Source organism: Vibrio sp. 10N.247.310.23 (assembly GCF_041467155.1).
Classification (GTDB): domain Bacteria; phylum Pseudomonadota; class Gammaproteobacteria; order Enterobacterales; family Vibrionaceae; genus Vibrio; species Vibrio crassostreae_C.
Genome location: NZ_JBFSTZ010000007.1, coordinates 75,916 through 98,493 on the forward strand (window position 1 = coordinate 75,916; position 22,578 = coordinate 98,493).

At 44.5% G+C, this 22,578-nt stretch carries 20 protein-coding genes; 8 read left to right on the forward strand and 12 right to left on the reverse strand.

The genetic code is table 11. The features are described 5' to 3' along the window. Window positions 1-8 precede the first annotated feature (8 nt). Both AB6D93_RS07385 and AB6D93_RS07390 read right to left on the reverse strand, forming a co-directional pair. Entirely contained in the window at window positions 9-911 is a 903-nt protein-coding gene (locus tag AB6D93_RS07385; RefSeq protein WP_102332231.1) for a LysR substrate-binding domain-containing protein, read from the reverse strand. Window positions 912-1,082: 171 nt separating this feature from the next. Further along, window positions 1,083-2,708, reverse strand: a complete 1,626-nt coding sequence (locus AB6D93_RS07390; protein ID WP_102332232.1) for an ABC transporter substrate-binding protein — start codon at window positions 2,706-2,708, stop codon at window positions 1,083-1,085. Between the two features lie 173 nt (window positions 2,709-2,881). Between AB6D93_RS07390 and mpaA the strand changes: the two genes are divergently transcribed. Then, on the forward strand, window positions 2,882-3,649 hold the full coding sequence (gene mpaA / locus AB6D93_RS07395) for a murein tripeptide amidase MpaA (protein WP_240799473.1): 768 nt from the start codon (window positions 2,882-2,884) through the stop codon (window positions 3,647-3,649). Between the two features lie 157 nt (window positions 3,650-3,806). On the opposite strand, the gene AB6D93_RS07400 is transcribed toward mpaA, so the two are convergent. The 7 genes from AB6D93_RS07400 to AB6D93_RS07430 form a co-directional block, all read right to left on the reverse strand. Further along, window positions 3,807-4,343 carry a hypothetical protein gene (locus AB6D93_RS07400; protein WP_102332233.1) on the reverse strand — a complete coding sequence of 179 codons (537 nt, stop codon included), beginning with the start codon at window positions 4,341-4,343 and terminating at the stop codon, window positions 3,807-3,809. Between the two features lie 34 nt (window positions 4,344-4,377). Next, window positions 4,378-4,731, reverse strand: a complete 354-nt coding sequence (locus AB6D93_RS07405) for a DUF2513 domain-containing protein (protein ID WP_157938691.1) — start codon at window positions 4,729-4,731, stop codon at window positions 4,378-4,380. Window positions 4,732-4,922: 191 nt separating this feature from the next. Further along, complete coding sequence (locus tag AB6D93_RS07410; protein WP_240799474.1) at window positions 4,923-5,246, reverse strand: hypothetical protein; 324 nt, start codon at window positions 5,244-5,246, stop codon at window positions 4,923-4,925. A 143-nt stretch (window positions 5,247-5,389) separates the two neighbouring features. Beyond that, entirely contained in the window at window positions 5,390-6,358 is a 969-nt protein-coding gene (locus AB6D93_RS07415; RefSeq protein ID WP_017065029.1) for a glycosyltransferase, read from the reverse strand. Beyond that, window positions 6,351-6,605 carry a hypothetical protein gene (locus AB6D93_RS07420; protein WP_017065030.1) on the reverse strand — a complete coding sequence of 85 codons (255 nt, stop codon included), beginning with the start codon at window positions 6,603-6,605 and terminating at the stop codon, window positions 6,351-6,353. Before AB6D93_RS07420 ends, AB6D93_RS07415 begins: the two co-directional genes overlap by 8 nt. A gap of 699 nt (window positions 6,606-7,304) precedes the next feature. After that, window positions 7,305-7,649: a multidrug efflux SMR transporter gene (locus AB6D93_RS07425; RefSeq protein WP_065584843.1), complete on the reverse strand. Its 345-nt coding sequence runs from the start codon at window positions 7,647-7,649 to the stop codon at window positions 7,305-7,307. Between the two features lie 209 nt (window positions 7,650-7,858). Next, complete coding sequence (locus tag AB6D93_RS07430) at window positions 7,859-10,027, reverse strand: metallophosphoesterase (RefSeq protein WP_102332236.1); 2,169 nt, start codon at window positions 10,025-10,027, stop codon at window positions 7,859-7,861. 508 nt (window positions 10,028-10,535) lie between these two features. Here AB6D93_RS07430 and AB6D93_RS07435 point away from each other — a divergent pair. Together AB6D93_RS07435 and fghA are read left to right on the forward strand one after the other, a co-directional pair. After that, window positions 10,536-11,684: an S-(hydroxymethyl)glutathione dehydrogenase/class III alcohol dehydrogenase gene (locus AB6D93_RS07435; protein ID WP_017076927.1), complete on the forward strand. Its 1,149-nt coding sequence runs from the start codon at window positions 10,536-10,538 to the stop codon at window positions 11,682-11,684. Between the two features lie 154 nt (window positions 11,685-11,838). After that, entirely contained in the window at window positions 11,839-12,678 is an 840-nt protein-coding gene (gene fghA / locus AB6D93_RS07440; protein WP_017061633.1) for an S-formylglutathione hydrolase, read from the forward strand. A gap of 77 nt (window positions 12,679-12,755) precedes the next feature. On the opposite strand, the gene AB6D93_RS07445 is transcribed toward fghA, so the two are convergent. Continuing rightward, window positions 12,756-13,838, reverse strand: coding sequence for a pyridoxal phosphate-dependent aminotransferase (locus tag AB6D93_RS07445; RefSeq protein ID WP_017061632.1), 1,083 nt, complete (start codon window positions 13,836-13,838; stop codon window positions 12,756-12,758). 306 nt (window positions 13,839-14,144) lie between these two features. On the opposite strand from AB6D93_RS07445, the gene AB6D93_RS07450 reads away from it, so the two are divergent. Both AB6D93_RS07450 and AB6D93_RS07455 read left to right on the forward strand, forming a co-directional pair. Further along, on the forward strand, window positions 14,145-14,546 hold the full coding sequence (locus AB6D93_RS07450; RefSeq protein WP_017061631.1) for a hypothetical protein: 402 nt from the start codon (window positions 14,145-14,147) through the stop codon (window positions 14,544-14,546). Between the two features lie 224 nt (window positions 14,547-14,770). Then, window positions 14,771-15,508, forward strand: coding sequence for an NUDIX domain-containing protein (locus AB6D93_RS07455; RefSeq protein ID WP_102332237.1), 738 nt, complete (start codon window positions 14,771-14,773; stop codon window positions 15,506-15,508). Between the two features lie 127 nt (window positions 15,509-15,635). Here AB6D93_RS07455 and AB6D93_RS07460 read toward each other — a convergent pair whose 3' ends face one another. Further along, window positions 15,636-17,156: an aldehyde dehydrogenase family protein gene (locus AB6D93_RS07460; protein ID WP_017061629.1), complete on the reverse strand. Its 1,521-nt coding sequence runs from the start codon at window positions 17,154-17,156 to the stop codon at window positions 15,636-15,638. Window positions 17,157-17,483: 327 nt separating this feature from the next. Here AB6D93_RS07460 and AB6D93_RS07465 point away from each other — a divergent pair, with 327 nt between their 5' ends. Beyond that, window positions 17,484-19,274, forward strand: coding sequence for a sigma-54-dependent Fis family transcriptional regulator (locus AB6D93_RS07465; protein WP_102332238.1), 1,791 nt, complete (start codon window positions 17,484-17,486; stop codon window positions 19,272-19,274). A gap of 15 nt (window positions 19,275-19,289) precedes the next feature. Here the strand turns inward: AB6D93_RS07465 and AB6D93_RS07470 are convergent, their stop codons facing one another. Continuing rightward, window positions 19,290-20,141, reverse strand: coding sequence for a LysR family transcriptional regulator (locus tag AB6D93_RS07470; RefSeq protein ID WP_102332239.1), 852 nt, complete (start codon window positions 20,139-20,141; stop codon window positions 19,290-19,292). A 98-nt stretch (window positions 20,142-20,239) separates the two neighbouring features. Between AB6D93_RS07470 and AB6D93_RS07475 the strand changes: the two genes are divergently transcribed. Both AB6D93_RS07475 and AB6D93_RS07480 read left to right on the forward strand, forming a co-directional pair. Then, entirely contained in the window at window positions 20,240-20,887 is a 648-nt protein-coding gene (locus tag AB6D93_RS07475; protein ID WP_102332240.1) for a glutathione S-transferase family protein, read from the forward strand. 143 nt (window positions 20,888-21,030) lie between these two features. Further along, a complete protein-coding gene (locus AB6D93_RS07480; protein ID WP_102332241.1) occupies window positions 21,031-22,473 on the forward strand; it encodes an N-acylglucosamine 2-epimerase in 1,443 nt (480 codons plus the stop codon). Window positions 22,474-22,578 lie beyond the last annotated feature (105 nt).

Genomic DNA, 22,578 nt, shown 5'->3' on the forward strand with positions numbered 1-22,578 from the left:
TTTTATGGCTACCCATTAGAAAATCTTTCTTCCAGTTCACCGTCTTCCATCTGGTGATAAAGCCAATCACAAAAGAAATTCACCTTGGCACTGCGTCGGTGTTTAGTAATCAAATAGTGGGCAGATTCAGCAGGCATTGAGGACTCTGTCGCCAGAACCAGATCGTTTTTCTCTAACAGCTCAGACACCGCAAGCGAACGCACCAACAACACGCCAATGCCATGTTTGACCGCTTCTAAGGCGTGCAAAGAATTACTCACCTCCAATAACACCTTCGGTAGGGTCATCTCGAATTGGTTGTGACTCAACCATTGCAGCCAGTTCTCTCGGTAGCCTTTTACTTGCACGGTCGGCAGAGCAGAAAAATCATGCTCAACCAAGGAGTCTTGATATTGGTTTTTAAAGTCTGGGCTACACACCAACTGCCAATGCTCTTGAAAGAGTCGCTCACTATGAGTGTCTTCGCTTTCGACCTTGCCATTGGTCAGTTCAATATCGACATTCTGACAAGGGTTGGTTGATGGCCAGTCCACCAGCTGAATATCGAGCCTGATAAAAGGGTATTTTTGATAAAAAGATGGCAAGCGAGGCAGCAGCCAGTTATGGCAAAAGGTGTGATTAACGCGCAGGCTCAACACGTCGGTTTCTTTTTCCCCGAAGAGGATTTGAGTCTGTAATTTCAGGTGTGCTAATGAACCCGCAACAATCGGTTGATAGTGCTGGGCAGCTGACGTCAGCTTTACGCCTTTGGAGCTTCGCTCAAACAATGTGGTATCGAGAAAGGTTTCTAAACTTTTAAGCTGCTGACTCACCGCAGCTTGGGTAACACAAAGCTCGCGCGCAGCAGCGCCAATAGAACCGAGGCGGGCAACAGCTTCGAACGCAACAAGGGCACGTAGAGGGGGTAACATGGCTTCACCTGATTGAAATAAAAGTGAAAAATACTTCAGGCAGGTTTCAGTTTTTTGCGCTTACGGTTACAGATTAATGACGAAGGGACGTTGATCAGAGATTTATGATCAACGTCCCTTTTCTTCTACTCTTATTTTTATGCGTTAGGCCTGAACTCGCATTAAGCCTATCTATTCTTTGATATAGAGGTCCTTAGAATAGATACGCCCTTCCACGTTGTTCTTCGCAAAGCCGCCAACACTTGGTCGCACTAGGCGAGCCTGCATGTAGTAATAAATTGGCGCGATAGGCATATCTTTAGCCAGTAACTGCTCGGCTTGATCATAGAAACCTTGGCGATCTTGCTCATTGGTTGCTGACAGTGCGCTGTCCATTGCAGCGTCGTACTTGTCATTGTTGTAACGAGCAAAGTTACCTGAAGATTCAGAACGCAATAAGCTCAAGAAGGTCGACGCTTCATTGTAATCGCCACACCAAGAAGCACGCATCACATCGAAGTCACCTTGGCGACGTGATACTAGGTAAGACTTCCACTCTTGGTTTTCAAGTTCAACTTGCGCGCCTAGGTTGCCTTTGAGCATTGAAGCGATGGCCACTGCAATCGACTTGTTCGATTCGCTGGTGTTGTAAAGCAGTTTGAAATCCAACGGGTTAGACGCATCGTAGCCCGCTTCTTTCAGCAGCTCTTTTGCTTTTTGATCACGTTCCTTTTGAGTCCAAGTACTGTATTCAGGTTGTGTCGCATCAAAACCAGCCGTGTACTCATGAGCAAAGGTATAAGCCGGTAAGTTGCCCACCTGAGTCACACCATTGGTGATAACGTCACGCATCATAGAATAAGAGACAGCTTTACGTACTCGCGCATCATCAAAAGGTGGTCGCGTAGTATTGAATGCGTAGTAGTAAGTACACAGCAAAGGCACTGCGGTAAACGCATCTTGGTATTTGGTTTTTAGCTGCTGCGCCATATGTGTCGGCACGTCCGAAGTAATATCGACCTCGCCCACAGCATAACGGTTAATCGAGGCATTCTGGTTCTCAAACGGAATGTAAGTCACTTCGGTTAAATGCGTATCTGAACTGTCCCAATATTTCGGGTTCTTCTTCAGCTCAATGCGCTCGTTCACCACCCACTCGTCTAGCACAAATGCTCCATTACCAACAAATTGCTTAGGGTCGCTCCACGGCTTGTCGCTACTTTCTAGGGTTGCTTTGTGCACTGGCATCATGGATGTGTGGCCTGTCATCGCCACAAAGTAAGGCACTTTACTATCGAGTTCGAACTTCACCGTGTGTTTATCGACTGCAGAGATACCTAACTCTTCAACGGGCTTTTTGCCTTCGGCTACGTCAGCAATGTTGTTGATTTGAGTAAGCTTGAGATACCAAACATTTGGCGATGCCGTTTTAGGATCGACCGCGCGTCTTATCGCATACACGAAATCATCGGCCGTCACCGGATCGCCATTCGACCATTTCGCGTCTTTACGTAGGTGGAATACAAACGTCTGGTTGTCTTCGGTTTCCCAAGACTGTGCAACACCTGGGGTGATATTGCCATCGCGATCTTGAATCACTAAACCTTCAAATAGGTCACGTAGAATGTGCATTTCTGGCAGGCCTTCTGCTTTCGCAGGGTCAAGCGTCGCCGCTTCTGCATCGTTAGCACGAACTAAATGTTGTTCTTTCGCCAGAGAAGTTCCCGCAGGCAATGTGTCAGCAACGGCAGTTACTGAGATAAAAGGGGTCAATAGAGATGAAATGAGTAAAGCCGTTGAATGTTTTTTAAAATCCATGTTTGTTTGCTCTCCTAGCCTATCTTTGAAGCAAGTAATAAAATTAACAATGCGACGGTTGACGAGTTTTGACGCTATGGTTTATTTAAAGGGGTTCATCTAATGGACTTAGTTAATGATTAATATAGCCAATAGTGAATACTTGATAGTACTTGATCAATCAGGAGATTAAGGTGAGTTTAATTCCAAGAACGGAAAGAGCTGCGTTTTCGATAAAGCCGCTGTCATATGGAAAATCGGTGTTGGGTGCGCCTTTGCTCTATTTCCCCGCACAAGTAGAAAGCGAATCTCGCGGGCTGATTTTAGCAGGCACACACGGCGATGAAACCGCTTCAATCGCAGGTTTGTCTTGCGCCCTAAGAAGCTTGCCAGCGGCCAACTTGAGACACGATGTGATCCTGTCGATGAACCCAGATGGCAATCAATTAGGCACTCGCGCCAACGCCAACCAAGTCGATCTGAACCGCGCCTTCCCAACTCAAAACTGGACAGAAAACGGCACCGTGTATCGCTGGAGCTCTCACACCCCAGTCAGAGATGTAAAAGTGAAAACCGGGCAAGCCGAACAACTTGAACCTGAAGTGCAATCGCTCATAAACCTCATCGAACAACGCCAACCTAAATTCGTCATTTCTTTCCACGAGCCGCTCGCCATGGTCGACGATCCCACTCAATCGGAACTCGCCATTTGGCTAGGCAAGCAATTCAACCTGCCGCTCGTCGAAGACGTCGATTACGAAACCCCAGGCTCATTCGGCACATGGTGTCAGGAAAGAAACCTACCGTGCATTACTGTAGAACTACCGCCCGTTTCTGCGGATTTAACTATAGAGAAGTATTTGGATGCGTTTGTGGCAGTGTTGGGGGGGGGGAAGTTAGCGCAACTCATTTTTGGACAAAACCTTGCCAGTGTTTTTTCTAAATTAGAAAACCATCAATAACTACAGGTATGGCAAATTTACTTGTGAAGTGCTAGTGCGGTGAGTAGCATCGCGCTAGCAAAAGTATTGGGTTAGGTGCGCACTAAGTGCCGTTATGGTAAATCACCATCAGAAAGATGTCCCATATTAGTACAAGGTGCTACACGCAAAACCGTCGTTAAACATCTGTTTTTATTTGTATATTTTGCTCTTTCAATTTTTGAACGAATGGAGCAAATTTTGTGTTAACTACTGCGCCCGAGTTAGCTGAACCAAACGAAGATACCGAATAAGTATCTATTTGGATGACTTTCATTTTTACATCTTTGCCTTGAGAGACCTTCACAAAATCGGAGAGTGGCATTACAAGTCTACGAGTTGACCAATCACCATACTTAGTTAATTTGCTGGCCTCTTTTACATTTTCGATGATTTGACCATCAACATTAAATGCAACTCCCATGACATTTGTAATGCCACTCACACCGACTTCAAGAAAGACCACATTGGGAAATTTTTGATTCCATTGAAAACCTAAAGTGTGCCATCCTTCAGATAAGCTAGAGGAGGCGCTAACAGGGGGCTGCTCAATACGAAGTGAACCATCAAATTGATCCTGATAGATAGACACAGAAGGTGTCATTTTGTCATTGAAACCTGCACATCCAGAAATCAAAGAAAATACAATTGCGAAAAAAGCTATCTTACTACTCATCTCTCACCTTTATTATAAATCATTGATATTATTATTAAATATAGCTCAATATCGATTCTAGTTTTTTCTTTGCTAATCCCTCAGCTAAATCTTTACTGACTTTAGCGATAGTAGAAAAACTAGCTTCTTTGAAATCACTTTTGATTGAATTCCAAACACTTTCGTCACGAAGGTTGTCGATGAACTCGTGACCATCCCAAGTTAGCTTATAAATACGAACGAATGGTGGTTCAATTCCTCCTAACTCTTTACTTATCGAACCCTCGACTAGCCCTTTCTCAACAAGTAGAGCCTCATGATATCGAACCACACCACCATCATACTTATCGAGTTTATAGTCATTCGGACTTTCTTCTATCGCGAGTAATAAGCTGCGAATTAATTCCATATCTCGCTTCAAAGTAACTCTCCAGTAATCAAATAAGCGCATATTGTAATGCATTGACACATCAACATAAAGTCGGTGTTCATTATTCCTATTATGTTCAATCGGCGTGACTCCGTAACGAAGAACGGCTCCCAATTGGGAGCCGTTCTTGTGTCTAAATCTGGGTTCGCACACCAGTACAATGTTCAATACTATTCTACTGACATATTCATGTTTTGTTTGTTTTTGGTTTCTGCAAAATTCACAACGACACCATTTTCTAACAAGATATCAATCGTGTGCGTTGTGATATCGGATGTTGTTTTCATTGTAAAAGCTTGGGATGAAGCACTACCTCCAGTATAAGAATACACCCACTTTTCACCAGTTTCGCTGATTACTGTTTTTATAGACGGTTCACCAAAAATTCTGATTAGATCATTCTTAGTTGTCACCTTTTTCTCTATTTGAGAAACCTGTTCTTCAGTAAACTTTGTTCCATAATCTGCATATTTCGGAGCATTCCGCTCAGTCATTTCGGGATTATCCGATCACCGAAATACGCAGCTATCTGGGTGTGGTTTGTGTGGTGTAATGCGCTCTACGTCGATTTTAGAGCCTCTAGCATTGATTTTTAATAGCTAAGTAGCGCATTTAACATAAGGGGCATTTCACGCACTTATTCCCACTGCTTTGTTGATGCCTGATCGAGCATTTTGAGATGACCTATTGCCATTGCTGAGGATGAGAAATATTTTATCGCTCTTTCTCTCATTTTTTTCTTATTTAGCTGATGGGTAAGTGACATCGCTTTGATAAATTCGTCTTCATTCTCACACAGAAACCCTGTTTCACCATGTACTATCAATTCACTCATTGCCCCCCTGTTGTATGCTATTACAGGTGTTCCTGATAGCATTGCTTCAATAATTGTTAGCCCAAAAGGTTCTTCCCAAGATATTGGAACAAGTAATGCTTTTGCGTTTCTTAACAAGTCTTTTTTAAAATCACCATTCACAAATCCAACTGGTGTAATTAATGGATGCCATTTAAACCATGTTTCTGGTGAGCCTAGTCGGTGTCCGCCAGCCACAATCAAATTTGATTTTGTTTTCTTTGCTACTTTTATTGCTGTCTGTATTCCTTTTTTACTTCTTTTTACTTTGGCTAAAAAAAGAAAGTATCCTTTTTTTTGTTCGTTATATTCAAATTCTGATTCTGGGATTCCATTATAGATGTAATTAAAATTAATTTTATTTTTATTATATTTAGACTGAGATGCGTGGCTTTTTGATACAAACACAGTATTACACTGAATTCCATCTCCTGCGTGGCAGATAGATATAAAGTTTTTATATCTATCTCGTAACTTAAATATTATTTCCGTGGATAATCCTCCATGATATTCTATGTCTGTAATATCTTTTGGGATTAATGTTGAAAGTTTTTGTAAATTACATTTCGCTTCATCTGTCAATGTAATGTGAGTATATTGTTTTGTTGAGTAACCTTCTGGAGACAATACATATATTTTAAATCCCATATTGGATTGTTCTTTTGCTAACCAATCAACCAATCGGTTTGCACCACCACTATTTTTATTTGGTGGTAATGGCTGGGAGTGTATGTGAAGAATACATCTAGTCATGCTTTTTATCCTCTAACGAAAATAGAAGTCTATCACGTTCATTTTTTAAATAAGAATCCAACATTAATAGGATCTTTTGTTTGTACTCGTCATTTTTTGACATCCTATCTAATACCATCGTCCCTAAAAGAATCTTTCGTCTTGTGTCATTCTTTCTGTTTTGAGCTTTAACTCGTTGTGCCTCTTTTTGTATCTGCTCTTTCAGTTGCTCTTGTTTTCGCTTTAGCTTTTCTAGTTTTGTTGTCATGGTCAAATCCTGTTGTTGATACTTGGGTATTTTACCATCACAATGCTGTGAAAACACATTTCTGATTATGAGGAAATGCGCACTTATACATCGTACCGATGTGTGCGAAATCACTTCGTGATTATCCGATCACTTAGAGTAAAAATAAGAAGAGAGAAAAAAGGTAGGATCTGGTGATCGGAATAAACCGAAACAGGCGATCGCAATCACCGAAATACGCACATAATCAACATTGGATGTATACACACAAGCTGACAACATCGAGGTTGCTAAGAGTAAAAATATCACTCTGAATTTTGCCATTTTTTTCATATCAGAGCTAAAAACGCTAAAAAATTAAGGCATAGATAATAACAAAGTTAGTGCATAAACTAGGTGTTCATTATTCCTATTATGGTAAATGTGCGCGTTTGCTATCAGAAACAGCCCTCAGACCACCTCAAACGCTCTTAGCGAAGATTTTAGACACTTGATCAAGGCGGTATGCTTCCATAACGCCTTGTAGGTTTGTGACGCTTTAAGATCGGTTTGTAGAGCAAAAGTCATCGAGTTGCTTTGAACTAAGAACTGCACTCTGATACCCAGTTTACGTTCTTTTTGAGTTTGGGTGTCAGATTAGTTCTATTAGGCCAAAAACCACTCGACTGTGAATGCAGACTTTTTGGCTAAACCAATTTAGGGGCAAAAGCGAGTTAGCCCCTAATGACTCACCGACGTCGAAAACAAGTTAATAATCACGACGCCCACCAAAATCAAAGCGATACCGATGATCGCAAAGATATCGAGTTTTTGCCCGTAGACCAGCCAAGACAGCGCTGCGACTAGCACTATTCCTGCCCCACACCAAACCGCATATGCCACACCTAAAGACATAGTTTGAACCGTGAGAGACAACAGATAGAAAGCAAAGCCATAACCGACTAGCACTGCGGCAGTCGCGGGCAAAGAAGTAAATTGCTGCGTTTTAGGCAATAGAGAAGTCGCGACAACTTCAAATACAATGGCAAGTGACAGCATCACAGGAGGCGAGAGAGATAAAAGCATGTTTAAGTCCACAACAATAAAATACGGCGCTCAGAATATTGTAGTTTTATTTCCGATTCATGCGATTTTCAGCAAGTAATTATTATGATGCACCTTAAAAATTCTTAGGTGTAATTCTCGATTAAACCTACGCTTAGACAAAAAAAGAGCCCACTAATTCGTGGCTAGCAGACCCTTCATCAATCTAATCATCTAATCGGCAAAAGCGCTTAATTTGCAGACGTTGAGCCTCTTAGGATATCGCGCTTCACTTCACCTTTAAGATCGGTCAGGGTTTGCTGGTCGATATCAATCAAGAAGTGGTCACTTGCTTGGCCTGTTGCGAATTTTTCAAGAATCACGAACAAGCTACCGAAACGAGAGCGGAATACCTCTCCCACTGTATATTGGCCAAGATCACCTAGCTCTGAATCCACTGTGCCATCAAACTCGGCAAGCTCGCGGCTTAGCAGTTCGTATTGGCGTAGTTGTGTTTCACCGATATCACGGAACGCCAGTTCGTCTGCATTACGTAGTCGGTAGAAATCGGTTGCTAGTAGCTCACCACTCCACTCTGCAAAGTCAGCTAAGCTTAACCCCTCAGTAGTTGCCAAAACCTCAGCTTCTACTTTGGCTGCCTGCCAATCTTTCTGGAACTGTTCCTCATCAACGACACCATTTGCAGTGCAGCCTTCAACTGGATAACCCAACTTGTCAGCTAATTGACAAACCGTGAACTGCGTTTCTAGTTGAGACATGATCATCATCTCTTCACCGTTCATGTGCATGATCATTTCACGCATTTCGATTGGCCAATCACTAGGAAGGAAACGCAAGCGCGTTAATTCACGGATATGCCAGTCGGTGAGTTCATAGTAACTCTTTGAATCAAGAATATTGATATCCCATATCTTAGCTTCTTCTTCCTCATTACTTGCGTTTGCTGTTAAGTACTCATGCTCTTCTTCGTAGTGACTAAATAGTTCGTTGTAACGTTCAACTTGATCGATAACCACAGTTTCAACTTCGATTTGGTTATCAGGGCGAATGTTCAGCAGCTTGTAAGCTGGGATGTAACCCGCTAACGATGGCGCTTGGATATTAAAGAGCGTGTGCTGAACACCATCGATATTGAAGCTTTTCTTACCAGTATCGTTAAAGTGCATATGACCGCCAACGTGGATATTCAATCCTGTTGCAGCAAGTGTACGACTAGTATTATCATCTGGTTCACGAGCCAGTTGATGGCTTCCTTCACCAAACAGATCTTCAATCTCTTCAGAGGCACCGTTGTAGAAATCTGTCATTGGGAAGTGCGAGAAGGAAACAAGCGTCTTATTCTGCTCTTTGGCTGCTTTTACTACATCAGAGATCCAATCGATCACATGTTCTTTGTGAGTCAGCATCATGTTGTAGCCAGCGCTGCTTGATCCATCAAACGTGTTTCCGTCTACAGAGCTATCAGACGAATTTTCTTTAGGGCGATAAACATTCGCGTCAATGGCCAACAGCCACAAGCCTTTGACTGGCTCGACTAAGTAACTGGTATCCGGCACTTCAGAACAACTTGAGTAGCCATTCTCTTTATAACTACCACCTGTTCCTTCATAACAGATCTCGTACATGCGCTTATCAAAAGCTGCTTCTTCTTTCGCTAATTCATAGCTGTAGTTGGTACGAGCTTGCGCACTGCTATAAGGGGTTTCAAAGTAGAGATAATCTTGCTGAGGGTAGAAGCCGTGAGTACCAAGGATACTCATGATCTCTTCATAGCCCCACTCACGCACTTCTTCAGTACAGATGGTTGCTAGGTTATCGCCGTCACCGGGAATGGTTGTCCACTCATCTTCATAGCCAACACACTCTTCCTTACCCCGACTATAAATACGTTGGTTCTTACCCCCTTCTCCCAAAAAGTCCGACTTACCCGCAGGTATAGTAAATGGCCTCACTGGATCGTGGTTGCCAGGCGCTGCAAAAAACTCAAGGCCGTACGTGTCACGATAGTGGTCAAAAATGCTCACTAATCCACGCATATGTACTGGCTGACCGTCGTCACTGAAGTCCCCCGGCAGTGCTACGTACTTCACTCCGCGCTCAACCACATCATCAAGCGCTGCGATCATCGCGAAATAGTTTTCGTTGAATAGACGGGTAGAGTTCATCTGAGACTCCATCGTTCTGATCGTTGCATTCTTACCACTGATTGCATTCGGCAACCCTGCGAACGAGCCATCCTGAAAATCACCGTAAACATCATGGAAATGGATATCAGGCATGAACGCCACTTGCACTGCGCTATCCATATTGCCGCTGTCATCACTTGGCGAACTTGAATTGCAACCGACCAAAGCTGTTGCTATCAAGCCTGACAGTACGGTCAATGTACTCTTTTTCATTTTCTCTTCCCAAAAAGTTAGAACTCAAAATTTGGCGAGGAGATTAGGTGAGAAAAATGACACTATTGTTTCTGATATCTTACAAAACGTCGCATACAGAGTGCTTATGCGACATTGCTTCAATCCTTAAAATTCAATTAGTTAGTAATGATCATGAGTATTGATGACTCTATCGTACGAATCAGTTATTAATATATAAGCCGCCATAAGACAACCCCTCAAACATCAATGACAACTATGCATTCCGACTATTTGAATAAGTAGCCCTCCATCAAAAACCGGCTCGATCCGAATAAAGTAATCACAGGGAAAACAGATCAGCTCTCCATACTTATTATTACAAATACGTAATAATCATTTTCTATTTAAGGGGATTATCAAAACATGCACTCACACCTATACTAGCTCCAACAAAACGAGAGAGCGGAAACAATTAAGCTCAACTACGCTTAACGGGTTGAATTTAATTGCACAGTTATCCGCTGTACTGACATATAGGAAACATCCAATGACAATCGAAATTAAACCTGGTCAAACGCATATCAAATCAAAAGCAATGGTTGCATGGGCAGCTGGCGAGCCACTAAAAATGGAAGAAGTTGATGTACAACTTCCTAAAGCTGGTGAGGTTCTAGTTCGCATCGTTGCTACTGGTGTTTGTCACACTGACGCATTCACATTATCAGGTGACGATCCAGAAGGTATCTTCCCTTCAATTCTTGGTCACGAAGGTGGCGGTATCGTTGAGATGATCGGCGAAGGCGTTACAAGTGTTGAGATTGGCGACCACGTTATCCCACTTTACACAGCTGAATGTGGCGAATGTAAGTTCTGTAAATCTGGTAAAACTAACCTATGCCAAGCCGTTCGTGAAACGCAAGGTAAAGGCCTAATGCCAGACGGTACAAGCCGCTTCTCTATCAATGGCGAAACAATTTTCCATTACATGGGTTGCTCTACTTTCTCTGAGTACACTGTACTTCCAGAAATCTCTCTAGCGAAAGTAAGCAAAGAAGCACCACTTGAAGAAGTTTGTCTTCTGGGTTGTGGTGTAACAACAGGCATGGGCGCGGTACTTAACACAGCTAAAGTTGAAAAAGGCGACAACGTTGCTGTATTCGGCCTAGGCGGTATCGGTCTTTCTGCAATCATTGGTGCTCGCATGGCTGGTGCTAACCGCATCATCGGTGTTGACATCAACGAGAGCAAATTCGAGCTAGCAAAACAGCTTGGCGCGACTGACTGCATCAACCCAACTAAGTTCGACAAGCCAATCCAAGATGTTATCGTTGAGATGACAGACGGCGGTGTTGAGTACTCTTTCGAGTGTATCGGTAACGTAAACGTGATGCGTCAAGCGCTTGAGTGCTGTCACAAAGGTTGGGGCGAATCAGTCATCATTGGTGTTGCAGGTGCTGGCCAAGAGATCGCAACTCGTCCATTCCAACTAGTGACTGGTCGTGTATGGCGTGGCTCTGCTTTCGGTGGTGTTAAAGGCCGCTCTGAGCTTCCAGAAATCGTAAACCGTTACATGGCGGGTGAGTTTGGCCTTCAAGAGTTCATCACTCATACAATGGGTCTGCAAGACGTAAACGAAGCATTCGACCTAATGCACAAAGGTGAATCTATCCGTACTGTTCTACACATGGATAAGTAACACATCTTGGCCTCGATTCTTTCGAGCATCGAGGCCACAGCTACAAATGAATAGCAACAAACTGTCTTCACCACCTCCTGCCCGGTGGGTGGTGAAACTTTATGTAATATAGACAAATTTACTCCCAAACCATCAACCTAACGGAGCACAATAGATGACAATCGAAAACATTAGCCAAGCAAAGGTTGCTGGTGGTTGGCACAAACAATACACCCACTTTTCTGCAACGCTTGACTGCAACATGCGTTTTGCGATTTTCTTGCCACCTAACGCAAGCAAAGAAAACCCAGTTCCTGTTTTGTATTGGTTGTCAGGCTTAACCTGTACCGATGAAAACTTCATGCAAAAAGCCGGCGCTTTCAAAGCCGCGGCTGAGCAAGGCATCGCGATTGTTGCACCAGACACTAGCCCACGTGGTGAAGGTGTTGCCGACGATGAAAATTACGATCTCGGCCAAGGTGCAGGCTTCTATGTGAATGCCACTCAAGCGCCATGGGACAGCCATTACCACATGTACGATTACGTGGTAACAGAGCTCCCTGCATTAATTGAGTCGTTCTTCCCTGTTACATCCGTAAAATCGATTTCTGGTCACAGCATGGGCGGACATGGTGCCCTAACGATTGGCATTAAAAACGAAGATAGCTACCGTTCTATCTCTGCATTCAGCCCAATCACCAACCCAATGCAATGCCCTTGGGGACAAAAAGCCTTCAACCAATACCTAGGCTTGGATATTGAAGAGTGGAAACACTACGATGCCTCTGAGCTTCTAAAAACCAAAGGCACTAAACTGCCAATGTTGGTCGACCAAGGTGAAGCCGATAACTTCCTGATTGAACAGCTTAAACCTGAGCAATTAGTCGAAGCCGCTAAGGTAACCAATGCCGATTTAGATCTACGTATGCAGCCTGGTTACGACCACAGCTACTACTTCATCTCTAGCTTTATTGATGAACACATTGAGTTCCACGCTGCTTACTTAAACAAGTAGCCAGATGAATTTAGCCCGCACTTTGTAAACGCAAGGTGCGGGCTTTTTTATGCCTACTGATTTTATAACGGTTGCTTTTATAACTGCTTAATACGCTGCTTTAACGCTTCTAAATCTATATCATTGCCAACAATTCGTAATCGAACATACTCTTCAGTCATCGCGTCGCACGTAATAGCAAAATCGACACCCGAACATGTCTTAATACCGATACTCTCAAATAGCTTTGAAAGGTGAGTTCCTCTCTTTTTCAACAACATAATGGGCGTCGATATTGACGTGCCAACCACCTCAATATTGTTCTCAGACAACAAGCCGATCATTTGCTGCTTAAAGTATTCAGTTTTGCTGCGGTTCATTTCTAAGAAGTGTTTTGCATTGGGTAAGGTCGCCGATGCGATTTTTATTGAGGGGTAAGTCGGCGTAAACACACTCACCGCAGCTTCGATTGCAGAAGTCAGGTTTTCACTGCTGGCTAAGTAACCGAGTCGAATCCCAGCGAGCCCTAAACCTTTAGAAAAGGTTCGTAAAACTATTAAGTTGTCCAAGACTAAGGTCTGATCGAGCATAGACTGCTCAGGGGTCAGGTATTCACCATATGCCTCGTCGACAATCAAAATAGCGCCAGAACGCTCACATACTCTCGCTATCTCGACCAGATAAGCTCTGTCGTAGATTCGACCCGTTGGGTTGTTGGGATTATCGATATACACCAAGGCAGGATTTTGACTGCTTATTTTTGATGCCAACACACCGAACAGATCCGACTCGTTTTGATAATCAAACATGTTGATGGACTGGTACTTCCCGCCCACCAAAGTGAACTCTGATACTGCTTCAACAAACTGAGGGCCAATGCCTATCATGGTGCGATTGTTGTGATCGATAAGTTTATTGAAGATAAGTTCTAGCGCCCCAAGAGAGCCCGTGGTGTACGTAATACGACAATCTTCAATCCCAATAAACTGGCGAGTCAGATAAGTCAGCTCCGAAAGCTCCCTGTGGCAATAGTACTTATCAATACCGTAGATAATATCTTTGATCACATGTTCAGGAATTTCTGGTGCGCCAAATGGATTGGAGCCAAGTGAACAATCGATACGAAATGAGTGATCGACATAAGAATGGTATTCGCCACTTAACCGTGGATTTAAATGCATAAGAAAACGCTCAAAAAATATTCATGCGCTATTCTTATCGTACTGAATTTTATCTATATAGGTCATTTCGCGACAGTTCTTCGCCTTGTTTCGAGAGACTGGTTAAAAACCAAGATTGGTTCAAATAACGAATTCTCTTAAGCCATAATCAAGAGTTAAGCACTCGTGTTTACATTTCGAGTTAACCGAACCGCTTTCTTTGCGTTAGATTAAGCTGAGATAAGATAGGGTAATAACAGAGCTTGCATCTTTACTCTCCCTAGTTACCATAGCCCCATTAACATCCCCCATATTTTGAAGGTTGCTATGAAAGCAATTAAGACTCTTTTCTTCCTGATGGTTTTATTGAGCGGTCTGTTTACCGCTTGGCTGTTTATTCCAATTCCAGCGACCATGGACAAGCAAACGCTCGACGTTCCATTAACGGAACCATTCAAGCTTGTTGCGTATCGCAGCAACCCGAATGATGCGAGCAAGCCGCTGACTTACCACTACTATGTGATTTCAGATGTGGTTGGTGTAGACGACATGGACCCATTCCTGATTACCACGGACCAGTTCGTGAAGCTTGGCGAATTCGACGAGAACACATTCAACCTTACGGTTAACGGCAAGATTGATAGCTACACCAACGATTTGTGGATCAAGAAATCTGATGGCAAGCTTCAACACTGGTACGTGAGTATTAACGCGAACTATATTCGTTAAAATCGAACTGCAATAAACCTCATTTTAAAACTGCGCTTTGGCTTCCAAGCGCAGTTTTTGTTTCTAGCAACACCCTCCACTTATCCCGACCCGTTCGACATAAACTGCATTGCCTACTTTTGATTCACTGCTGCCCTTGCTCTCAAGGTGTTATAAGCTCTTTAGATACGATAAGCTCAGACCATGCTCGACGCCCAATAAATCAAAATAATAAAGGATCACCCGTGGAATTTACGCTCGACAAATTTAACGGCATCATCATTGACCCAGCAACAGCCCCTCACGATGTTGACTCATTCAATGCCGAACTCAGCGAGATCACCGAATTTTCAAAGCAGAATAACAAAGGCATCATTTGGATTAGCTTACCTATTTCACTCTCGCACCTTATTCCGGTGGCGACTGAGCTTGGCTTTGTGTTTCACAACTGCTTAGAAGACGAGATTACGCTGATCCACAAATCCGAGATTGTAGAGTTTGTGCCTTTCATTCCGACCCACACCTTGGGTGCTGGCGCGTTAATCACTAACGAACACAACCAAGTGCTGATGATTAAAGAACACGGCATGACGGGCTACAAATTACCGGGCGGTCATATTGAGTTGGGTGAAGGCATTGAAGAATCCGTGGTTCGAGAAACCTTAGAAGAGACTGGCATCGAAGCCACGTTCGTTTCAGTGGTTGGCATGGCGACGAGACACCCGTATCAATTCGGAAAGTCTAACCTCTACTTTGTTTGTCACCTTATCGCTCAAACTCAAGAGATTGCGATTCAAGACACAGATGAAATTGCAGAAGCTAAATGGATTGATGTTGAAGAGTACATTAACAACCCCGACAGCTACCCGTTCAACCGCCAGTTAGTCGGCTCTTTGATAGGCAAACAAGGATTAGAACTCACTCAGTTAGAAGGCAACTATGGCCCAGTCCACAAGCCCGAGATCTTCTTTTCGAAAAACTAAAGCGATTCAAACATAAAAACGCCAAGCTCATAAGAACTTGGCGTTTTGCTTTTCATTTTACTTATATTGTTTAAGCCATCTCGTTGCTAGTGACTTCCTAATTAGACTGTTCTAGAACCTATCTATTTTAGAAAAAGCCTAACGGATTAGTATCGTAGCTAATTAATAGGTTCTTAGTGTTTTGGTAGTGATCGAGCATCATCTTATGTGTCTCACGGCCGATGCCGGATTTCTTATAACCACCAAACGCGGCATGTGCTGGATAAGCGTGGTAGCAGTTCACCCAAATACGTCCAGCTTCAATGTTGCGACCCATGCGATACGCTAGGTTTGCATCACGCGTCCATACACCTGCACCCAAGCCATATTCGGTATCGTTGGCAATCTCTAGCGCTTCAGCTTCGTCTTTAAACGTCGTCACCGCGATAACAGGGCCGAAGATCTCTTCTTGAAATACACGCATCTTGTTGTGCCCTTCCAGCATGGTTGGCTGGATGTAATAACCATTACCGAGATCATCAGATTGCTGCGCAACTTCGCCACCTGTCAGCACTTTAGCGCCTTCTTGGCGACCGATTTCTAGGTAGCTCAGAATCTTATCGAACTGCTCTTTTGAAGCTTGTGCGCCAACCTGAGTATCAGTATCTAGCGGGTTACCTTGTTTAATAGTTTGAGCACGCTCGACCACCTTGGCGATGAACTTGTCGTACACCGATTCATGGATCAGCACACGTGATGGACAGGTACACACTTCACCTTGGTTGAAGAACGCCAGCAACATGCCTTCGACACACTTATCAAGGTATTCGTCTTCATGGTTAAAGATGTCTGGGAAGTAGATGTTTGGAGACTTACCGCCAAGCTCAACCGTTGATGGAATCAAGCTTTCAGCGGCACATTTCAGGATGTGGTGGCCGACTTCTGTCGAACCGGTAAATGCCAATTTCGCCAAACGATCGCTGGTTGCTAACGCTTGACCCGCTTCACTACCAAAACCATTGACGATGTTGACTACGCCTGCAGGTAGAAGATCAGCGATCTTCTCCATCATCACTAAGATCGATGTCGGTGTTTGCTCCGCTGGCTTCATCACCACACAACAACCCGCAGCCAGTGCTGGCGCCAATTTCCAAGCCGCCATTAAAATCGGGAAGTTCCAAGGAATGATCTGCCCCACCACACCGATGGGTTCTGGGAAGTGGTAGCTCGCGGTGTTTGAATCTAGCTCAGCTGCGCTGCCTTCTTGCGCCCGAATACAGCCTGCAAAGTAACGGAAGTGGTCAACAACTAACGGGATGTCTGCCGCTAGAGTTTCACGCACAGGCTTGCCGTTTTCCCACGTCTCCGCCACCGCGATTTCTTCTAGGTGCGCTTCAATGCGATCGGAAATTTTAAGTAGGATATTGGAACGTTCTGTCACACTGGTCGCAGCCCAACTAGCACGAGCCGCATGCGCCGCATCGAGTGCCAAGCTAATGTCTGCCTCTGTTGAACGTGCCACTTGGCAATACACCTGACCATTCACTGGGGAAGTGTTATCAAAATACTCGCCGCTGACAGGCTTCACCCACTCGCCACCGATAAAGTTATCGTATTGAGCTTTAAAGTTCACCACTGCGTTGTCACTACCCGGCTGTGCGTAAATCATAGTTAGATCCTTCTTCGATTTGATATTCGTTATTGAGCTAGAGCTGTCTTATTTTTGTGGCGGCTCCCCTTGAGAAAAGAACTCATGGCGAGACGCCCATGTTTATGCTTTCTGTTTAAAACACTGATACTTCGTGTTTTCTTCACAACAGTAACAACGCAAATCACACGCCAGAACTTCAAAACTTGTTGTTAATAAATTGTAAAACTATGATTACCAAACGTTTACAACCCAAAGTGAGTTGGCATTGAACGGACGTATGGAAACCACTCCAGTGTTCAACTGTTCCAAATTGGTACACCCTCACTGTTACGACATGGAACAGTCATGCACCTTCAACAAGCAAACACCTCAGATTGGCTTTCGTCCTCTTGGCACCGCAGCACAGAAGCGGGTCTAAAACAGAGACGACTTCCTGAAGACATTCGCCTACCACAATCGATTCTTAAGCAGCGACGTCATCAATCGGCTGACTTGATCCACATCGTCGAACGCAATGCGCTGCCTTTGTTTAATCAGATGTTTGCTCGTACCGACAGTCGTTTGATTCTGACCGATATTGAAGGGGTGATTCTGGCGAGTTGGGGACAGGAGCGGTTTAAGGAGAAGCTGACATCAATTGCACTCAGCTCAGGAGCGTGTTGGCAGGAACAACTTAAGGGCACCAACGCGATTGGCACCGCGATTGTTGAAGCTAAACCCGTGACCATCATTGGTGAGCAGCACTTCATCCACCAGCATCGATTTATCAGCTGTTCAGCAAGCCCTGTGTTTGATCACCAAGGGAACATGGTTGGCGTATTGGACATTACCAGTGAGCAGCAACAGCACGACAGTTCGGTGCAGCTACTGGTTCAAAATATGGTTCAGCTTGTTGAAAACCAGCTACTGAGCCACATCCCACAAGGCACCACTCGCATCGACCTCGCATGTGAGAAATCGTTATTACACAGTGGTTGGCAAGGGATTGTAATAGCCAATGAAGCTGGGGAGGTGGTGGCACACAATCAGGTCGCCTCTCAACTATTGGATCAAACCTCGATCGTCGGTGAGAGTATCGATACCCTCTTCAACCGAACCTCATTAGACACGCCTTTTGTATTTGAGAAACAACACCTCAAACAACCAACCACCAAACGCACGCGCTCCATTTCAGCATCGTGTGATTTGCACCATGGCGAGCAACAAATCGAACACGCTTGGCAGCAAGCCAACAAGGTAATCGATAAAGGGATCAGTTTGTTGATCTTAGGAGAAACAGGAGTTGGCAAAGGCGAGTTTGTTAAAGCGCTGCACAAGCAAAGCCAGCGTAAGTCTTCGCCCTTGGTAGCGGTAAATTGTGGCGCGCTGCCTAAAGACCTTATCGAATCTGAACTGTTTGGTTACGCGCCGGGCGCCTTTACGGGAGCAAGCCACAAGGGCTTCCAAGGTAAGATCCGTCAAGCAGATAAAGGGATTCTATTTCTAGATGAGATCGCCGACATGCCTTTAGAAGCTCAGTGCCGACTACTGCATGTTCTGCAAGACAAATCCGTGGTGCCAGTTGGTTCCAATCAAAGCTATCAAGTCGATTGTCAGATCATCGCTGCAACTCACAAAAACCTCGAGCAGTTAGTCGCAACAGGTGAGTTTAGGCAAGACCTGTATTACAGACTCAATGGCTTAGCCTTCACCTTGCCAAGCCTACAACACCGACAAGACAAGCACGCTTTAATCGAGCACATTCATCGTAAATACGCCGAAGACGAACAGACAATCTGCCCCCACTTGATGAGCTTACTGTGCGCCTATTCTTGGCCGGGTAATATCCGCGAATTAGACAACTTACTTAAGGTTGCTGCTCTATTAGCAAGTGATGAACCCCAACTCACACTCAAGCATGTGCCCAGCCACCTTGCTCAACATCTCACGTCATTAGCACACGATAATCAGCATCAGCTAATGACTCCTAATGCCATCAAAGGTACAGCGAGTAACGATTTAAGAAGTACCGTTGAAGAAACCTTGCTGCAAACCTATCAAGCCAACCAAGGCAACATAAGTAAGACTTCGAGAATACTCGGTATCAGCCGCAATACCATTTATCGAAAATTGAAAAGCTTGGGAATCCTCCAATAGGAAGATGAACCTAAGCTACTCAGAACCCAACTCCACAAGTTGATTGAGCACTTCTTTATCCAATACCGGGTGATGCTTGGTCGCTAGGATCAGCACAATATCGACCGAAGGCAACGGTGGCATATCATCGAGGATTCTCAAATCTGAAGTCACGCTCAGCTTACCCATCGCGCCAATGGCTAATCCAGCTTTAACGATCGCTCGCTGCGCTGAAGCAGTATTGCTACACGCCAATAACTGATAAGGCGTGCCCTGCTTGGTTAAGCCATTCACTGCCGCGGCGTGGTACTTACAATCGGTCTGAAACAAGGCTAATGGCACTGGTTTAGACTCATCGAACACATAATCAGGGCTGCTTATCCATACTCCGATATCATGAGTGAGCCAGTAACCCTCTTCACTATCGGGCGCTCGGGTGACAATCGCCGCATCAAGCCTGCCGTCATCCAACCACTCTCTGAGGTTAATACTTGGTAGGCTAAATATTTGAATGGAACAGGTAGGTTCTGCTTGCTGTAACAGGCGAATCACTTTTGGAAGAATGGTGTCGTTGTAGTCTTCAGGGCAGCCGAGTCGCAGAGGTTGTTTGTCTTCATAACGCTTTACTTGCTTGAGGGCGGTGTTGTGGAGGGCGACCAACTGTTCGGCATGAGAACGCAGCGCTAAGCCAGCTTCAGTCAGTATTAAATTACGTCCTTCTTTCTGGAAAAGAGTGACGTTGAGTTCTTCTTCCAACTTACGCATCTGAGCACTGAATGCCGATTGGGTACGATTTATCTGTTTCGCTGCACGAGTGAAACTACTGGTTTCCACAAACGCGAGAAAGCCTCGCAAAGCATCAATATCCATATTGAAATCACCACCCATCGTTTTTATTAATGTATTGCATCAAAATTATCCGTTAGTGCTCCGCAATACAATCCCCTAAGCTCAAAAGCATACTCACCAAACGCAAGGAAGCAACGATGCAGCTTTATATTGGAAACCAGAACTACTCAACTTGGTCACTGCGCGCATGGCTAATATTCGACAACTACAACCTGAGTACAGAAGTCATCAAGCTCAAGCTATTCACCTCTGATTTTTACGACACTCTGGCGAAAGTGACGCCAACGGCCAAGGTTCCAACCCTAGTTGATGGTAATGTTGCGGTGTGGGATTCATTGGCGATTCTCGAATACGTTAACGATGCCTATTTGGACGGTGCAGCGTGGCCTAGCTCAGTGAAAGAACGCGCCCATGCCCGAGCAATTTCCGCCGAGATGCACTCTGGGTTCTTTGCCGTCAGAAATGAAATGCCGATGAACTGCCGCGCACAACGAAAGCTCACACTGAGTGAAGACGCACTGAAAGACATCGCTCGTATTGATGCAATATGGTCTGCACAAATGGAACAATACCCAGAGGGATGGTTATTTGGTGAATGGTCGATTGCCGATGCGATGTTTGCACCCGTCGCATTGCGCGTAGAAACCTATGGAATACAACTTTCCGAAAAGGCATCGCAGTATCAACAAGGTGTGCTTAACAGTCCATCAATACAAAAATGGCTGGCAGAGGCAAGCTTAGAAACCGATGTGGTTGAAGAAGATGAGGCGGGCAAGCCAGTATAAAATACAAGACACCCTTCCAAAGCTCACTAGTCTGTGAGCTTTTATCTAAACCTTATTAATTTGGTCGATTGTGATCGCCTAATCACAATGTGCAGATGTGATTGTTTATATTCAAAGAAATTCAAATAGTTAAGATAAACATCATGTTACGAGCAACGATCGCATTACTCAGTATTACTAGCTTCGCCGTATCTGCCAACGCCCATCTTCCTTCTGGAGAAGAGTGGCTCAACCATGCGACTGAAGGGCTTGCACCTTATTGGTTAATGCCTAGCGCTCAAGGAGAACCGGTAGGAAACTTCCCTACTTTCCGCTGTGATGACGGTACCTTGCTCGATGTTTCTGATGTGTGCCATGAACTAAACAAAGGCTGGATCACGCCACACTTTGGCAAAGAGTTTACGCGGATGAAGTCACGTCAAACTTATGCCTATGGCGTGCTCTACCACCTTAGTGGCGATAAGCAGGCTTTAGCGCTTGCCAAGCAAGGAGCCTACTACATCATTGATCAGCTAGAAGATAAGCAAAACGGCGGCTTTATCGGCTACACAAAAGAGGGAAAAGTAGGCCAAAATTGGCAGCAGCGTACTTCTCAAGATCAAGCGTATGCATTAGTTGGCCTTGCCATGTACTACTACCTGACTCAAGACAAAAAGGTAGAAGAAGCACTCATCGCACAACAAGCTTTTATCTTTGATAAATATCGACTTAGCGACAACAGCGGTCTTGCTTGGGTACTTGCGGATGGTGAAGATGGCAAAGCCACACAGCGTGAACTGGTCGCGCAACTTGATCAGATTAACGGTTACCTGTTGTTAGTCGCTCCCCTGCTAAAAGAGCCCACCAAGACAAGATGGCTTGATGATCTAAGTTGGCTGACACAAACCATGGTCGAGCACTACCACTCTGAAGATGAACAACGCTTCTACGGGGCCATTCACAGCAAAGCCGCCAAGATGCCGAATGCTAATCACAACGATTTTGGGCACACCATCAAAGCGTATTGGATGACTTACCTTACAGGCCAAACATTGAATAACTCTGAATGGAAAGAGTTTGGCATCAAAGGGATGAAACACACTCTCGTTCATGCGCAATATCAGAAAAATTTCGTGAGTGTATCCCAATATTATGGCGAAGAACTTCAGAAAGCGTGGAAAGGACAAGAGATAACTGGCTGGCAAAGCAGACCAAACACAAATTGGGCTTCATCATGGGAATGGGCGGAGCTTGATCAAGCAGCAATGACGGTTTCACTTGTCGATGATTCAATGAAAGACGTCCTGCAATACACCCTACCCACTTTTCATGATGTATGGGTCGACCATAAATACGGCGGTGTCGGGCTTGAGCCAAAACGCACCAAAGCTTTCCATTGGGGCAACGGTTATCACCAGTTTGAACATGCGCTGATTGGCTATCTATACGCACAGCAAGTTGACGCGAAGCCAGCAGTATTGCATTACGCAAGGCCGACCAACAGCGAGATGCCAATGGAACCGTATTACTATCAAGGCGATGTGGTGGAGCTATTGAATAAAGATGACGGAACGCAGAAGGTCAGTTTCAATAACATTCGACCTTAGCGTTGGTTGTTTGTTCTAAATGGACTTGAGATTCAGGGCTACGGGGAATGGACAAGGTCAAAGAGTTAGCACAATACTGATGTCGCAGACCAAACAAAAGCCGCT

Bases quoted from the DNA above. Each gene is read 5' to 3' on its own strand.
- AB6D93_RS07430 (WP_102332236.1), bottom strand. From the start codon at position 10,027: ATGAAAAAGAGTACATTGACCGTACTGTCAGGCTTGATAGCAACAGCT.
- AB6D93_RS07385 (WP_102332231.1), bottom strand. From the start codon at position 911: ATGTTACCCCCTCTACGTGCCCTTGTTGCGTTCGAAGCTGTTGCCCGC.
- AB6D93_RS07475 (WP_102332240.1), top strand. From the start codon at position 20,240: ATGCAGCTTTATATTGGAAACCAGAACTACTCAACTTGGTCACTGCGC.
- AB6D93_RS07460 (WP_017061629.1), bottom strand. From the start codon at position 17,156: ATGATTTACGCACAGCCGGGTAGTGACAACGCAGTGGTGAACTTTAAA.
- AB6D93_RS07410 (WP_240799474.1), bottom strand. From the start codon at position 5,246: ATGACTGAGCGGAATGCTCCGAAATATGCAGATTATGGAACAAAGTTT.
- AB6D93_RS07435 (WP_017076927.1), top strand. From the start codon at position 10,536: ATGACAATCGAAATTAAACCTGGTCAAACGCATATCAAATCAAAAGCA.
- AB6D93_RS07425 (WP_065584843.1), bottom strand. From the start codon at position 7,649: ATGCTTTTATCTCTCTCGCCTCCTGTGATGCTGTCACTTGCCATTGTA.
- AB6D93_RS07400 (WP_102332233.1), bottom strand. From the start codon at position 4,343: ATGAGTAGTAAGATAGCTTTTTTCGCAATTGTATTTTCTTTGATTTCT.
- AB6D93_RS07405 (WP_157938691.1), bottom strand. From the start codon at position 4,731: ATGGAATTAATTCGCAGCTTATTACTCGCGATAGAAGAAAGTCCGAAT.
- AB6D93_RS07470 (WP_102332239.1), bottom strand. From the start codon at position 20,141: ATGGGTGGTGATTTCAATATGGATATTGATGCTTTGCGAGGCTTTCTC.
- AB6D93_RS07415 (WP_017065029.1), bottom strand. From the start codon at position 6,358: ATGACTAGATGTATTCTTCACATACACTCCCAGCCATTACCACCAAAT.
- AB6D93_RS07450 (WP_017061631.1), top strand. From the start codon at position 14,145: ATGAAAGCAATTAAGACTCTTTTCTTCCTGATGGTTTTATTGAGCGGT.
- AB6D93_RS07445 (WP_017061632.1), bottom strand. From the start codon at position 13,838: ATGCATTTAAATCCACGGTTAAGTGGCGAATACCATTCTTATGTCGAT.
- AB6D93_RS07465 (WP_102332238.1), top strand. From the start codon at position 17,484: ATGCACCTTCAACAAGCAAACACCTCAGATTGGCTTTCGTCCTCTTGG.
- fghA (WP_017061633.1), top strand. From the start codon at position 11,839: ATGACAATCGAAAACATTAGCCAAGCAAAGGTTGCTGGTGGTTGGCAC.
- AB6D93_RS07390 (WP_102332232.1), bottom strand. From the start codon at position 2,708: ATGGATTTTAAAAAACATTCAACGGCTTTACTCATTTCATCTCTATTG.
- AB6D93_RS07480 (WP_102332241.1), top strand. From the start codon at position 21,031: ATGTTACGAGCAACGATCGCATTACTCAGTATTACTAGCTTCGCCGTA.
- AB6D93_RS07420 (WP_017065030.1), bottom strand. From the start codon at position 6,605: ATGACAACAAAACTAGAAAAGCTAAAGCGAAAACAAGAGCAACTGAAA.